Source organism: Stutzerimonas stutzeri (assembly GCF_024448935.1).
GTDB lineage: Bacteria > Pseudomonadota > Gammaproteobacteria > Pseudomonadales > Pseudomonadaceae > Stutzerimonas > Stutzerimonas stutzeri_AO.
This window is the reverse complement of the sequence record NZ_JAMOIE010000280.1, coordinates 1-514: the sequence shown is the minus strand read 5'-3', so window position 1 is coordinate 514 and position 514 is coordinate 1. Positions and strand designations below refer to the sequence as shown.

The following is a 514-nucleotide window of genomic DNA, read 5'->3' as shown; positions in this document are numbered from 1 at the left end:
GGGCTGGGTCGCGATGATCTCCATCGGCTCCCTGTACCACCTGATTCCGAAGGTTTTCGCTCGCGAACAGATGTACAGCATCGGCCTGATCAACGCTCACTTCTGGCTGGCCACCATCGGTACCGTGCTCTACATCGCCTCGATGTGGGTCAACGGCATCACCCAGGGCCTGATGTGGCGCGCAATCAACGAAGACGGCACGCTGACCTATTCCTTCGTCGAGGCACTGGAAGCCAGTCATCCGGGGTTCATCGTGCGGGCATTGGGCGGCGCTTTCTTCCTCACCGGCATGCTGCTGATGGCTTACAACACCTGGCGCACTGTGCGTGCCGCGAAGTCGGCTGAATTCGAAGCCGCTGCGCAGATCGCCTGAGGAAACCGATAAATGAAAAATCACGAACTACTCGAAAAGAACGTCGGCCTGCTGACCCTGTTCATGATTCTGGCAGTGAGCATCGGTGGTCTGACCCAGATCGTTCCGCTGTTCTTTCAGGACGTGGTCAACGAGCCGGTA

At 58.0% G+C, this 514-nt stretch carries 1 protein-coding gene and 1 pseudogene; both read left to right on the top strand.

The window, feature by feature from the left end; translation table 11 throughout:
• A partial coding sequence (locus NA637_RS25360; protein WP_256075430.1) for a cbb3-type cytochrome c oxidase subunit I occupies window positions 1–373 on the top strand: 373 nt, incomplete at its 5' end.
• Window positions 374–385: 12 nt separating this feature from the next.
• Window positions 386–514, top strand: a pseudogene (locus NA637_RS25355) (cytochrome-c oxidase, cbb3-type subunit II); the annotation flags it as partial.